Annotated in this window: 13 protein-coding genes; 5 read left to right on the top strand and 8 right to left on the bottom strand. The window is 72.5% G+C overall.

Translation table 11 applies throughout. From position 1 onward, the window contains the following. Positions 1-42 precede the first annotated feature (42 nt). On the top strand, positions 43-786 hold the full coding sequence (locus ACPA54_RS16980) for a GNAT family N-acetyltransferase (RefSeq protein WP_423530531.1): 744 nt from the start codon (positions 43-45) through the stop codon (positions 784-786). 82 nt (positions 787-868) lie between these two features. Here ACPA54_RS16980 and ACPA54_RS16975 read toward each other — a convergent pair whose 3' ends face one another. Then, on the bottom strand, positions 869-2131 hold the full coding sequence (locus tag ACPA54_RS16975; RefSeq protein WP_423530529.1) for an APC family permease: 1263 nt from the start codon (positions 2129-2131) through the stop codon (positions 869-871). A 116-nt stretch (positions 2132-2247) separates the two neighbouring features. Between ACPA54_RS16975 and ACPA54_RS16970 the strand changes: the two genes are divergently transcribed. Beyond that, positions 2248-2592 (top strand): hypothetical protein, encoded by a 345-nt coding sequence (locus ACPA54_RS16970; RefSeq protein ID WP_423530527.1) that lies wholly within the window; start codon positions 2248-2250, stop codon positions 2590-2592. 61 nt (positions 2593-2653) lie between these two features. On the opposite strand, the gene ACPA54_RS16965 is transcribed toward ACPA54_RS16970, so the two are convergent. From ACPA54_RS16965 to ACPA54_RS16955, 3 genes are all read right to left on the bottom strand, one after another. Then, a complete protein-coding gene (locus tag ACPA54_RS16965; RefSeq protein WP_423530526.1) occupies positions 2654-3178 on the bottom strand; it encodes a nucleoside deaminase in 525 nt (174 codons plus the stop codon). A gap of 97 nt (positions 3179-3275) precedes the next feature. Further along, positions 3276-3728: a nucleoside deaminase gene (locus ACPA54_RS16960; RefSeq protein WP_423530621.1), complete on the bottom strand. Its 453-nt coding sequence runs from the start codon at positions 3726-3728 to the stop codon at positions 3276-3278. Positions 3729-3843: 115 nt separating this feature from the next. Next, positions 3844-4059, bottom strand: a complete 216-nt coding sequence (locus ACPA54_RS16955; RefSeq protein ID WP_423530524.1) for a hypothetical protein — start codon at positions 4057-4059, stop codon at positions 3844-3846. Positions 4060-4576: 517 nt separating this feature from the next. Here ACPA54_RS16955 and ACPA54_RS16950 point away from each other — a divergent pair. After that, positions 4577-5365, top strand: coding sequence for an MBL fold metallo-hydrolase (locus ACPA54_RS16950; protein WP_423530522.1), 789 nt, complete (start codon positions 4577-4579; stop codon positions 5363-5365). 64 nt (positions 5366-5429) lie between these two features. Here ACPA54_RS16950 and ACPA54_RS16945 read toward each other — a convergent pair whose 3' ends face one another. The 3 genes from ACPA54_RS16945 to ACPA54_RS16935 form a co-directional block, all read right to left on the bottom strand. Next, positions 5430-5978 carry a YunG family protein gene (locus tag ACPA54_RS16945; RefSeq protein ID WP_423530520.1) on the bottom strand — a complete coding sequence of 183 codons (549 nt, stop codon included), beginning with the start codon at positions 5976-5978 and terminating at the stop codon, positions 5430-5432. Between the two features lie 97 nt (positions 5979-6075). After that, positions 6076-6786, bottom strand: a complete 711-nt coding sequence (locus ACPA54_RS16940) for a sulfite exporter TauE/SafE family protein (RefSeq protein WP_423530518.1) — start codon at positions 6784-6786, stop codon at positions 6076-6078. Positions 6787-7099: 313 nt separating this feature from the next. Beyond that, positions 7100-8584, bottom strand: coding sequence for a class I adenylate-forming enzyme family protein (locus ACPA54_RS16935; RefSeq protein WP_423530516.1), 1485 nt, complete (start codon positions 8582-8584; stop codon positions 7100-7102). Positions 8585-9189: 605 nt separating this feature from the next. On the opposite strand from ACPA54_RS16935, the gene ACPA54_RS16930 reads away from it, so the two are divergent. Then, on the top strand, positions 9190-10104 hold the full coding sequence (locus ACPA54_RS16930; RefSeq protein WP_423530514.1) for an amidohydrolase family protein: 915 nt from the start codon (positions 9190-9192) through the stop codon (positions 10102-10104). Positions 10105-10137: 33 nt separating this feature from the next. Further along, entirely contained in the window at positions 10138-10635 is a 498-nt protein-coding gene (locus tag ACPA54_RS16925) for a hypothetical protein (RefSeq protein WP_423530512.1), read from the top strand. Positions 10636-10749: 114 nt separating this feature from the next. On the opposite strand, the gene ACPA54_RS16920 is transcribed toward ACPA54_RS16925, so the two are convergent. Beyond that, positions 10750-12120: an outer membrane protein assembly factor BamB family protein gene (locus ACPA54_RS16920; RefSeq protein WP_423530510.1), complete on the bottom strand. Its 1371-nt coding sequence runs from the start codon at positions 12118-12120 to the stop codon at positions 10750-10752. Between the last annotated feature and the right edge of the window lie 714 nt (positions 12121-12834).

Genomic DNA, 12834 nt, shown 5'->3' with positions numbered 1-12834 from the left:
GCCTCCCCGGCCGACGCCGTTCCCGCGCCTACGCTGAGCGGTATGCACCACGAGATCGACCTCGCCGACGTCCCGCGGCTCACCCGGGACGACGGGCTGTGCGCGTGGGCGGCGCAGGACGGCGCCCGGGCGTGGGCGGACGGGACGGCCGTCGCGGTCGCCGCACCCGGACTGTCGCTGCGCGACCGACTCGTGGTGCACGGCGAGCGCGACGCCCTGGTGCCGCTCGTGCGCGCGGTGTTCGACGAGATCGGCGCGACGTACCGGCCGCTGGGCGCGCCCGAACTGGTGCGCGCCCTCGGCGACGGCATCGACGGGCTGGCCGTGCTCGGCGAGTTCGCGTGGATGGAACGCCGCGCCGGCGAGGCGGCCACCGCGACCGGCGAGGGACGCAAGGACGCCGAGTGGCTGGAGCCCGCCGACGACGCGCACATCGCGGCGCTCATCGACGACGTCTTCCCCGACTCGTACGCACGCCCGGGCGTTCCCGGCGTGCTGCGCTGGGCCGGGATCCGCGGTGCCGACGGGCGGCCCGCGGCGGTCGCCGCGGAAGCGTGGTCGGCGCCCGAGATGGGCTTCCTCAGCGGGGTCGCCGTGGACCGCACCGCCCGCGGGGCGGGGCTCGGCCGCCGTGTCTGCGGATTCCTCGTCGACGCGATCCTGGCCGAACGCGGCCGCGTCGGACTGATGGTGGACGACTGGAACGCGCCCGCGGAACGCCTGTACCGCAAGCTCGGGTTCACCTACCGGCGGCTCGCGGCCGCCGCCATGACCCAGCCCGGGTAGGGAGCCTGGGAAGTCCGGCAAGAAGCCCAGGACACGGCCGCACCCACGTCTCCGGAAGTCTCCGGACGTCTCCGGAATCGGCCTAGCCGCGGTTCCGGGCGCCCGCGGGGCGCACGGGCCACCACAGCGCCCCCGCACCGACCACCGCGGCGCCGACGAGAGCCGACCGCCACGGCAGCGTCACGGCCAGCACCGCACAGCCTCCGAGGCCGGCGAACGGCAGCCACCGGGGCGGCGGATTCTCGTCCGCGCCGAGCCGCATCGCCGACGCGTTCGCGAGCGCGTAGTAGACGAGCACACCGAACGACGAGAAGCCGATCGCGCCGCGCAGGTCGACCAGCGTCACCAGCAGCACGACCACCGCGCCGACCGCGATCTCGGCGTGGTGCGGCACCTGGTGCCGCGGGTCGACGGCGGCGAGCGTGCGCGGCAGGTGCCCGTCGCGGGCCATCGCGAGAGTCGTCCGCGACACGCCCAGGATCAACGCGAGCAGCGACCCGAGCGCGGCAACCGCCGCGCCGACCCGCACCACGGGAGCGGCCGCCGGCCAGTCGGACGCCCGGACCGCGGCGTCCAACGGCGCGGTGGCGTGGGCGAGTCCGTTCGGCCCGAGGGCGAGCAGAGCGGTGAGCGCCACCCCCGCGTACACGACCAACGTGATGCCAAGGGCGAGCGGGATCGCCCGGGGAATCGTGCGCTGCGGATCGCGGACTTCCTCGCCGAGCGTCGCGATCCGGGCGTACCCGGCGAAGGCGAAGAACAGCAGGCCCGCCGACTGCAGCACGCCGTAGGCGCTCGCGTCGGGAAACGGAGTCAGATGATCCGTGTCCGCGACGGTCAGACACGCGGCGACCACAAAGGCCAGCACCGCAAGAGTGACGGCCACGATGGCGCGGGTCAGCCACGCGGCCTTCTGCACGCCACGCAGGTTGAGGAGCGTCAGCAGGACGACCGCGCCGACGGCCGTCGCACGGGCGTAGTGCGGCCACACGTAGGCACCTACGGTCATGGCCATGGCCGCACACGAGGCCGTTTTGCCGACCACGAACGACCAGCCCGCGAGGTAACCCCAGAACGGGCCGAGGCGTTCGCGGCCGTACACGTACGTGCCGCCCGACTGCGGATGCCGCGCCGCCAAACGCGCCGACGACGTGGCGTTGCAGTAGGCCACCGCCGCGGCGATCGCCAAGCCGATCAGCAACCCCGACCCGGCCGCTCGCGCCGCGGGCGCGAACGCCGCGAACACCCCCGCGCCGATCATCGATCCGAGGCCGACGACGACCGCGTCTCCGGTACCCAGACGACGCGCGAGCCCGGGAGCGGGGGAGGGCTGGGGCTGGTTCACCGCACGTGCATATCAGCCCGCGGCAACGCCCGGGTGAACCCGCGCCGAATGCCGGCCTCCTTGCCCTGTCAGCGCCCTGTCAGGCATCGGTCAGCGCCGCCGCCGACGCTGGACCCATGACGCACCACCGCGAAACCGGCGCCGTACGCTTCGGCCTCGCCCAGGACGGCCACCGGCCGACCGCCTTCGAAGCCGCGTTCAACACCCCGCACGCCGCCCTGGTGGCACAGATCTACGAGGACCCCGAACCACCCGGTGGAGAACTCGGCACACCCACCACCGTGCGCCTCCGGCACGCCCACGTCGCGGGCGAGATCGCGCTGCTCACCGTCGACTGGGCACGCGACGACCCGGACGGCACGGCCGACGGGGACGCCCCGATCCGCGGGACGGCGACGGGTGTGGCGCGGCGGACGGAGGACGGGTTCTGGCGCTACCGGGTCGAGGCGCCGTTCTCGTGAGCTTCGGCGGGGCGCTCGGGGCGCGAGGGTTTGGCGAGGCGCTTTCCGGGGCGGCCGCCGGTCAGCGGGTGGCTGCCGATCGGTGGGCGGATGAGGGTCCTTGCCAGAAGCCCTGGTGGACGTCCCGCATGCCCGGGACGTCCACGGGACCGACGACGGTGATCGGGCGGCTGCCGGCCGCGAATACCGTGCGGCACGGCAGCTTGAGCGTCGGGTTGCGGGCGTCGTCGCCGGTCAGGACATACAGGTCGGCCTCGGACAGCGCGAAAACGACGCGCCCGATACCGGACCAGTAGATCGCCCCCGCGCACATCGCACACGGCTCGCAGCTCGTGTAGAGCGTGCTGCCCGGGAGCAGCTCGGCATCGACGCGGGTGGTGGCGATCCGCACGAGGTTGGTCTCGGCATGCCCCGATACATCGCCGGTCGTCCCCACCGAATTGCGGGCGGCGGCCAGGACGTTGCCGTCCGCACCGGCCAGCACCGCGCCGAAGGGGTGATTGCCGCCGTCGCGTGCTTCGGCGGCGAGTTCGACCGCGCGGGCCAAGTGCGTCCGGTCGATGCCGGTCAGGAAACCGTCGACCATGGTGAACCTCCCCATTCCGGTACCCCGACCGTCGTCCGTGGTCAGGGTACCGGCGCCGAAGGTTCCGCATCCGGGCCCGGGCCCGCGCGGTGCGTGTTCAGTAGTCGATGCGGTCGGCCTTGGCCAGCCACGCGTCGAACGGCGCGTTGCGCTGCGGCAGGTCGAGCTGCTCGACCGGTGTCGGCCACATCGACGCGGGCTTCTTCTCGAACAGGTCGTAGAACTTGCGGTCGTCGAACCCGGCCACCGCGGCATCGTCCCGATCGGCGCAGAACACGATCCGGTCGACGCGGGCCCACAACGCCGACGACAGGCACATCGGACACGGCTCACAGGACGTCACCAGGACACAGCCCTCCAGCGCGAACACGCCCAGCTTCCGGCAGGCCGCGCGCATCGCCGTCACCTCGGCGTGGGCCGTCGGGTCCAGATTCGCGGTGACCTGGTTGTTCCCGATCGCGACGATCTCGCTGCCCTTGGCAACCAGCGCACCGAACGGACCGCCGCCATCGGCCACGCTCGCGGTGGCCAACCTGATCGCCTCCGCCATCCAAGCCCGCTCCAGCTCCTGGACGCTCGTCTGCTGGGTCTGCACGCGTTACTCCTTTGCGGAAGAAGACAGTTGGGGGTGGGGGCGTGTTTGTGGGCCGGGGGCGCGGGGTGGACTACGCCGCCGGCACGCCGCAGATGTGCGCGGGACCGACTGGGGTGTGGGGGAAGCCCAAGGCCGTCGCGTTGCGGATCGCGTTCGCGATCGCGGGGGTGGCGGAATCGGTCGGTGGCTCGCCGAGGTAGCGCACGCCGCAGGGCGGGTGCGAGTCGGCCCGCTCGACGACATCGACGGCCATCGGCGGCATGTCCTCCGGGCGACGGTCGGTCATCGGCAAACCTCCACTGGAGCCGGTACGTTCGGTCAGTACGGGCCGAATTCATCCGCACTCGGTGGACGTTGCCGCAATTCGACGACGGATTCGCGACCGCATTCGCCAAGGCACTTCCGAAAACGGCCGCTGCCGCATCACGGGTTCCACTCTTTCCTCGTTCCGCCGCGATTGATGTCAGCGAGTACACCGCCAATGGAGTGATCTCAGCTAGCGGCGGAAGGGTTGAAAGCCGCGGTGGGGCGGGCGTGGTTCTTCGTAGGCTCCTACAAGGGGTCGGGGCGGTCGGGGAGGTCGAGGCGGGCCGGGTGCGCGCGAGGGCTGAGTGCGGGCGTGGGGCGGGGCGCGCGGCTATCACGGTCGGCTGCCGTGCCTCAATTTCTCTGTCCACAGGCGACGTTGTCCACAAGCTCGGTCGCGCGATTCGACCGCCGCGCGGAATGATCTCGGCGACGGCCAGGTTCTGGCCCGTACGACCCGCCCGGCCGCCCGGCCGCCCATCCCCTGGAGTTGTGCCATGACCCGCGCCCGCATCACCGTGCAGTACCTCGGCGGCCCGACCGCGCTCGTCGAAATCGGCGGGTTGCGCCTGCTCACGGACCCCACGTTCGATCCGCCGGGCGACCATCCGGTCGGCGCCCGCAAGCTGGTGAAGACCGCGGGCCCGGCCGCCGCGGCCGACGAGGTGCTCCCGGCCGACGCCGTCCTGCTGTCCCACGACCAGCACCCGGACAACCTCGACAGCTCCGGCCGCATCGTGCTCGATGCGGTGCCGCTCGTGCTGAGCACGGCGTCCGCGCGCGAGCGGCTCGGCGACACGGTCACCGTGCTGCCGAACTGGGCGTCCACCGAACTGCCCCGGCCGGACGGCGGCGTGCTGCGGGTCACCGGTGTCCCGGCCCAGCACGGCCCGGACGGCACCGAGCATCTGGTGGGCGAGGTGACCGGTTTCGTCCTGGAGGGCGACGGCCTGCCCCGGGTCTACGTCAGCGGCGACAACGCGTCGCTCGACGTGGTCCGCGCGATCGCCGACCGAGTCGGTCCGGTCGACGTCGCGGTGCTGTTCGCCGGCGCGGCCCGCACCCCGGTCGCCGACGGCCCGCTCACGCTCACCAGCGAACACGCCGCGGAGGCGACCCGCATACTCGGCGCCGCGCACGTCGTCCCGCTGCACTTCGAGCACTGGACGCACTTCACCGAGGGCGCCGACACCCTCGTCGACGCGTTCGCCGCCGCGGGCCTTGCCGACCGCCTGCACCTGCCGAAGCCGGGCGAGCGCGTCGAGATCGCGGTAGGCGAAGACTGATGCCGGTCGGCTGCCCCCTCGAACCGAGCCCGGGTTTGTAGCACCACCGCGGCAGGCGGTGCCGTCAGTTCCCTGCCGGAGGCAGTTCCGCGCCGAGGTGTTCCGCCATGCGGGCGCGCAGCCGGTGGTACTCCTCGGCGCGCCTGCGGAGCGGCCCGGACGGTCGCACGACCGTCCGGGCCGGCCCGACCACCTGACCGCGGATGAACTGCTCGTGGGTCAGGTCGAGTTCCACACCGCTGGGCAACCGGTTCCACCAGTGGAACCCGTGGTCCTCCTCACCCAACCGCACCGTGCCCACCAGCAACTCGCCACCGAATACGTCGTGCACGACGAGCGCGGTGATGTCGCAATGCCCAAGCGCCGGATTGTCGGTACCCCACGGGGTGCGCTCGGCATCGTCGGGCGAGCAGGTGTCAGCCGCCCAGGCGGCCCGAAGCGCGGACTCGAACCGGGTCAGGGTCCAGGGGGTGGTCTGGGCCGCGGTGGGTTGAGCCGGGGTGGGTTGAGTCGGGGTGGGGTGAGTCGGTGCGGACTGGGCCGCGGTGGGCTCGAGCACCGTGGGCGGGGGCGACGTGGGCTGGGGGCGGGCCGGCTGACGTGGGGTGGTCATGCGGGGAGGGTGCCAGGGGGGTGTGACAGGGGGTGTGACAGGGCGGGGTGGGGGCCTAGCAATCGTCACGAACTTCTGATGCGAGGCGCCAGGGCCGTCAGGCGTACAAGCCCTTGGCTGTGATGGACAGTCCGCCGACCAGGGCCAGTCCCAGGACCAGGCGCCGCATCCGGGTGTCGGACACGCCTCGGATCCGGCTGCCCGCCGCGATGCCGATCGCCACCGCACCCGTGATCAGCAGCCACGAACGCAGCGGCATATCGGGCAGGCCCTTCGCGGCGACGGACAAGCCGTTGACGGTGACCCCGTAGAACTGCGCGTTGGCCACGAACTCCGCGCCGACCCAGCCCGCGTTGACGCCGTACAGCGTGAGCGGCGGGCCGCCGACGCCGGCCGACGCGTTCATGATGCCGCTCGCCGCGCCCGCGGCCAGCGCACCGCGGCGTCCGCGCAGCCCGCGTAGGCGCACCCCGGCGAGCAGCAGGGACACCGAGGCCACGACCAGCGCGCCGATGCCGATCATCAGCACCTGTTCCCGCAGCCGGCCCACCAGCCAGGCCCCGACCGGCACGGTCAGCATCGCCGCCCCGACCAACGGCAGCATCGCGGTCAGACGCACCCGGCGCCACGCGGTCGCGAGACCGTACGCGCTGATCGCCCCCGCCGCGAGGTTCGACAGCAGCACGCCTTGCCCCGGCCCCAGCAGCAACACCAGACCCGGCCCCGCGACCAGACCGAAGCCGATACCCGTCAACCGCTGCAACGAGGCGGCGACAAACACGACGAGGCCGACGAGGAGGGGGACCATGCCGGGCATCTTGTCAGCTGATCGGTGGGGAGAGGGGCGGCATCGGTGGCTACGGGCGTCGGCGGGGGGCCGCCCTTGTCATCCGACTCACACTCCGTCAGCTCCTACGCCACGGAGGCAGGTTGACCGACGCGGAGGCCACGGCTCCGTGCGGGCAGGGCCGTCGACCGGCAGGCCCCAGCGGTGCGCCGGGCGTAGTCGCACCGACGCCCCGACGCCTCGCCCGACGCGTGCGCTCGTACGGCGTGACTCACTTCGACGCGACCGGGCCACCCGGCGGCCAACGGCCAGACCAGGACGCTCCGCCGCCATCTCACGACGGCGGCGTCGCGTACCGCTCCCGCAGGGTCGGCTTGTGGATCTTGCCCGTCGCGGTCATCGGCAGCTCGGCTACGAAGTGGATGACGCGCGGCACCTTGAATCCCGCCAGCCGCGACCGGCACAGCGCTTCAAGATCCGCCGCGGAGACGGTGCCCGGATCGGCCACGACGACCGCGCACACGCGCTCGCCCCACCGCGGGTCGGGCACGCCGATGACCGCGGCCTCGCGTACCGCCGGGTGTTCGCGCAGCACCCCTTCGACCTCGCGGGCGCTGACGTTCTCGCCGCCGGAGATCACGATGTCCTTCTTGCGGTCCACGACGTACAGATAGCCGTCGGCGTCCACCCGGCCGAGGTCGCCGGTGCGCAGCCAGCCGTCACGGATCGCCTCGGCGGTCGCCGCCGGATCCTCCCAATAGCCGTCGCACACCTGGGCGGCACGGATCGCGATCTCACCGGGCTCCCCGGCCGGCACGTCCGTCCACTTGTCGTCGACGATCCGCAGCTCGACCCCCGGCCCCGGGCGTCCCGCGGCGGTCAGCAGCTCCGGACGGTGGTCGGCAGGCGTCAGGAACACCGCATTACCCGACAATTCGGTCGACCCATATCCCTGGCCCAAATCGCAGCCCAGCACCTCCGCGGTACGGGCCAACAGCGCGGGAGAGATCGCCGACGCGCCGTACCCGATACTGCGGACCCGCCCGCGCAACGCCGCGGCCTCCGGCTGCGCAAGCAGCGCGTCGATCATCGTCGGCGCCAGCGACATGCTCGTGATGCCGTACGCCGCGACCAGCCCCGGCAGCCCCGCGGGATCGAACTTGCGCAACACCACCGCGGGCCGACCCGCCATGTGGTGCATCGGCACTTGGTACGCGCCCGCGACATGACACAGCGGGAACGGCGTCAGAAACACCGTGTCCTCCTGCACCGGGCGCCGCGCCAACGTCGTCCGCATCGCGGCGGCCAGACTCCGATGCGTCAGCCGCACGCCCTTCGGCCGCCCCGTCGACCCCGACGTGAACAGCAGCCACGCCAAGTCCGCGTCCGAAGCCGGGCCCTCCGGCTCCACACCCGCGCCCTCCGCGAGCAGCGCCGCCCAGTCGCCGAACCGCACCACCGGCCCCGGCCACACACCGTCGAGCCCGTCCGCCGGACCGTCCTCGGCGAGCACCAGTTCGACCCCGGCCCGATCGAGCTGCTCGGCCCACTCCCGCGGATGCAGCCGTGGGTTCAACGGCACCAGCACCCGACCCGCCTGCGGCACGCCGTAGCAGGCCGCGACGTACTCGGCCCGGTTGTGCGCGACGATCGCGACGCGTCCCCCGGGCGACACCCGCCGCGCCACCGCACCGGCCAACCCGGCACTCCACGCCCACAACTGACCGAACGTCAGCTCAACCCGGTCATCCGGGCACACCAAGGCCACCGCATCGGCCCGCTCCCGGGCCGCCCCCGCCAGGATCTCGTGAAGCAACACCCTCGCGACGCTACCGCACCCCCAAACCGCCCCTCCGGGACGGCGGTCCTGGGGCCGGGCGACCGGGGTCGCGACGGCACAGGCCCGCCCAAGTCCACCGACGCGCGGCGATGTGAGGGCGGCACGAGGCGTGTGGACAAGGACTTCGGCCCGTGGACCGCGCTGCAGGCGTCCGTCCAAGAACGCTCCGGTGGATCGGATCAGGGCCGGGGTCGAGGGGGGACAGCTGGGCAGCGACGATGTCTCGCCGAGCAGCCTCCTCATCCGAACCGGCGCCGCGTCCACCACCGGTTCGGCGTCCACGGCCGCGGCCGCCGTGGCTCCCCGTCCGCGACGCGCCTACTCATGTGCGCGAGCGGTTCGGGTGGCCTGCACAGGGACGCCGGTTCGGTGGGCGGGCAGGAGCCGGGGCAGGGAGCGTCGGCCCAGATAAGCAACCAACCAGGCACCCCGCGCGCGACCAGTCGGTTCACAGTAGGAGCGAATCAAGCGGCAACACCGTGCCGCCACCGTCCGACAGGTTCCGGGCCCTCCGCTCCGACCGGTTGTTTGCCTGTGCGGCGCCCGCTGCGAACGCCCCACCGCGTCGGTGGCACGATGGGGCGATGGCGATCACCACCGGAGGCGACAGCGGCGAAGCGGAGCGGGTTCGGGGGTTCTGGCGGGAGTTGGGGCTGCCGGGCCTCGTGGACGTACATACGCATTTCATGCCCAAGCAGGTGATGGACAAGGTGTGGGCGTACTTCGACTCCGCCGGGCCGCTGATCGGGCGGCCGTGGCCCATCACCTATCGCAGCGAAGAGCAGGCGCGGGTGGAGACGCTCCGGGCGTTCGGGGTCCGGCGGTTCAGCGCCATGCTCTACCCGCACAAGCCGCAGATGGCCGCTTGGCTCAACGCCTGGGCTGCGGACTTCGCGGCGCGTACCCCCGATTGTCTGCACACCGCCACGTTCTTCCCCGAGCCGGACGCGGCCGACTACGTCACCCGCGCCATCGCCGACGGTGCCCGCGTGTTCAAAGCACACCTGCAGGTGGGGGCCTACGACCCGAACGATCCCCTCCTGGACCCCGTGTGGGGACTGCTTGCCGACGCCGGGATTCCGGTGGTGACGCACTGCGGTTCCGGGCCCATGCCCGGGAAGCACACCGGGCCCGGGCCCATCGGCCGGGTGCTCGACCGGTATCCGGGGCTCCGGCTGATCGTCGCGCACATGGGCATGCCGGAGTACCGCGAGTTCCTCGACCTCGCCGACCGGCATCCGCAGGTCTACCTCGACACCACCATGGCGTTCACCGACTTCGCGGAGCGCGACGCGCCGTTCCCGCGGGACGAACTCGCCCGGCTCGCCGCCCTCGGCGACCGGATCCTGCTCGGCTCCGACTTCCCGAACATCCCGTACCCGTACGTCGACGCCCTCGCCGCCCTGGAACGCCTCGACTTGGGCGCTCCCTGGCTGCGCGCCGTCTGCCACGACAACGGGGCACGGCTCTTCGGGATCGAGGAACCCGCGGCACCGTGATCGGGTGGCGGACCGGTGCGGCAGAATGCCCCCGTGTCGCGAATTCGGTTGGCTGCACTTGTCGTTGCGATGGCGCTGGGCATGGGCTTGTTGACCTCGTGCACCGTGCCGGAGGGTGCGGTGACCGGGGTCGGCGTGGCCGCAGACGGGTCGCCGATGGTCTTCGTCGCCGTCTGCAAGGGGCGCATCGATGCCGCGGTGCTCTACGAGGAGGGCGACGCGACCCCCGAGACCCACACTCACTGGCAACACGTCGGTGCCGTCAAAGACTTCGCGGCGTGGCCGTTCGCCGGCAATGCGGAGTGGCGCGCCGACCGGTCACAGCCGTTGTTGCCGGGGCATGCCTACACGCTCTACGGGGCGACGCACGACAACACGTGGTCGGGAGTGCATGTGCGCTTCAGCTTCGACGATTTGGCTGCCCTGTCCGTGGACCAGGTCAGGTACAGCCCCTGGCGGGACTTCAATTCGGTGGTGACCACCTCTGTTGCCGAGTTCCGGACGCATGCCTGTGACCAGCGGAAGAAGTAGGGAGCCCGCGCGGTGCTCGGGGGCCAACCCCCGAGTGCCGCGCGGGCTCAACCTGGCACGTCGACAGGCCCGGAGGGCCCGGCCGCCCCCGGTCCGGCGAAGATCAGGCGAAGATCAGGCGAAGACGCGGACCAGCGGCTGTGAGGAGCTTCCGCTTAGCATGACCACGCGGCCTTCGGCGACGTAGGTGATGCCGCCCAGGTCGATCTCCACCTCTTCGTCCTTGTCCGGGTAGGCGTTGCGCGAAGTCGCGGTCGGCGCGCCGGCCGCGGCGGGCTTGGCGCGCAGCGTGTGCACCGTGGTCATCGCGCCGTCCGCCTTCGCGAAGCGCTGCACCTGCGCCTCGGTGCCGCCGTGGTCCTCGCCGACGAGCACCAGCACGCCGGAATCGTCCGCCGACAGCGGCGCGGGGTAGCCCGAGACCTTGGTGGACGACGACCACAGGCGCTTGCCGGTCGCCAGGTCGAACGCGCCGACGCTGCGTACGTCCTGGGCCGATCCCAAACCGGTGTAGAGGACGCCGTCGCGGACCACCACCGAGCCGTCGTACTCGTTGAGGCCGTCGAGCAGGCTGCTCTTGTCGAAGACGATCTTGTCCTCCTCGCCGACCTCGAACCGCGCACCGGGCTTGAGCGCGCCGTCGTAGACCGCGATCACGCCGGCTTTCTTGCCCAGAATCCCGGTTGCGTTCCACTCGTCGAAGACGACGACCGGGTCGGCCGCGAGCAGGCTGGGCCAGCTGTCCGGGCCGTTGGCGAGCTGGGTCTTCGCGCGCGCCGTGCCGGTGGCCGGGTCCAGCACCACCACGCCGCCGATGTACTTGGTCTTCTGGTCCATCTTCTGGACGGTGACCGCGATCTGCGTCGAGGAGGCCAGCACGTCGCGGATGTCCCAGCTGCCGTAGACCCCGCCGTCGTCCTGGGACTTGTACTTCCACTTCACGGTGCCGGAACGCAGGTCGAACGCGTAGACGTAGCCGCCGGCGCCCGCGACCGCCTGGTCGCCGAACCCGCTCAGCGCCATCTCCCACGCCCCCGAGGATTCCGTCAGGGGTGCGGACCACAGAACGGTTCCGGCGTCGAGGTCGAGCGCGGCGACGTTGTCGCAGTCGCCCGAGGCGCCCTCCCAGCCGACGAGGCCGACATTGCCGACCGGCCGCGCGGCCGCCGCGCAGATCTTGCCCGCAGCCGCGGGCAGCGCCACCTTGCCGGTCTCGGCACCGCCCGCCACCTCGCGCACCGCGATGCCGGACTCCAGCACGGTGTAGACCTTGGCGCCCACGACCCATCCGCCGCGTGCGGAGTCCGAGCGGCCGGGGGCGGCCGCCGTCCACGCCTGGACGAGGTCGCTCTTCGGCGCGGCCTTCGACCCGCTTGGGCCGGGGGACGCGCCGGACGCCGCCGACGCCGGAGCGTCCGAATCGCCGTCGTCCGAGCCCCCGAACGCGAACCACGCGCCCGCACCGGCCAGTAGCGCCAGGACCACGACACTCGCAACGATGGCCGGGAGCCGACGGCTCCGCCCACCGGACGCAGGCCCGGGGCCGAACCCGGGCCCCGACCCGGGGCCGAAGCCCGACCCCGCTCCTGACCCCGCCCCGGGCCCGGGGCCGAAGCCGGGTCCGGATCCCGACCAGGGGCCGTTCGGGGGCGGCGCCGGATACGGGGGCGGGTAGGCGGCCGGGTAGGGGGCGGTCGCCGGTGGGGGCACCGGCGGGCGGGAAGGCGGGGGAGGTGTGGTGGGGCGGGGAGGGGTGTCCGGCATCGCTGCTGCTCTCGTTCAGGGGTGCTGCCCGTCGTGGGTCGCCAAAGTACGGGCACACTGACAAGGTCGATCAACGAATACACGTCGCCGAGAACCGAGGGATAGCCGCAAAGCGCGCCGAAACAGGTTCCGGGACCGCCAAGCCACCGGAGCACCGGAACCGAGACGCCCGCCGCGGCTGCTCGACGTGGCCGGCCGGGACATGGTCTGCACGACGTCACCGAAGTGGGGCGCGGCAGCGTTCATGGTGCGGCACCGGCGCGCCCGAAGCTCACGTCCCGCCGTGCGACACGTGTGGCCCTCCCCTGCCGAAGGCCCGGGAGATCGCCAGGGTGCACCACCCCAACGCAGCGCACCACCCCAACGCGGGCACCACCACAGCCCGCCGCAGCCCGAGCGAGCTACCGCCGGACCGAGCCGGCATCGGAGATGCCT

It is taken from the genome of Uniformispora flossi, from assembly GCF_049534875.1.
Lineage (GTDB): Bacteria > Actinomycetota > Actinomycetes > Streptomycetales > Streptomycetaceae > Yinghuangia > Yinghuangia aomiensis.
The sequence above is the reverse complement of the archived record's forward strand: the minus strand, read 5'-3'. Positions and strand labels throughout refer to the sequence as shown.